This is a genomic window from Bacillus sp. SRB_8 (genome assembly GCF_003264205.1).
GTDB classification, from domain to species: domain Bacteria; phylum Bacillota; class Bacilli; order Bacillales; family Bacillaceae_G; genus Bacillus_A; species Bacillus_A mycoides.
Genome location: NZ_NADT01000073.1, coordinates 1 through 353, shown reverse-complemented (window position 1 = coordinate 353; position 353 = coordinate 1). Strand labels below are relative to the sequence as shown.

General features: G+C 39.1%; 1 pseudogene. It reads right to left on the bottom strand.

Features of this window, described 5'->3' with window-relative positions:
• A pseudogene (locus tag B5P40_RS31195) lies at positions 1-353 on the bottom strand (cell wall-binding protein); the annotation flags it as partial.

The window sequence follows — 353 nt, the reverse complement described above, 5'->3', positions numbered from 1 at the left end:
TATCTTTCAAGCCTTCTTTAACGAATACTCCATCAGCATCGGAATAAGTATCACCTTTCCAGGTTGATCGTTGCAAGGAACCATCATCATTGAAGTTGTAGTACTTCCCATCGATTTCAGATCCACTTACAGTAACCATGTCACCATAAGTCGGGTTGAAATAATAAGTCTTCCCCTTAATGTCTTGCCAGCCTGTCAAAAGGGCTCCTTCAGCATCTGCAAAATGATAACCAGAACCTTGGTTTACCCAACTGTTCTTTATTACATTTCCAGAAGAATCTTTTGCATTCCATTTAGTAGAATCTTTTTCATCAGCTACAAGCTTTACTCCGTCATACTTCTGTCTCTCATTT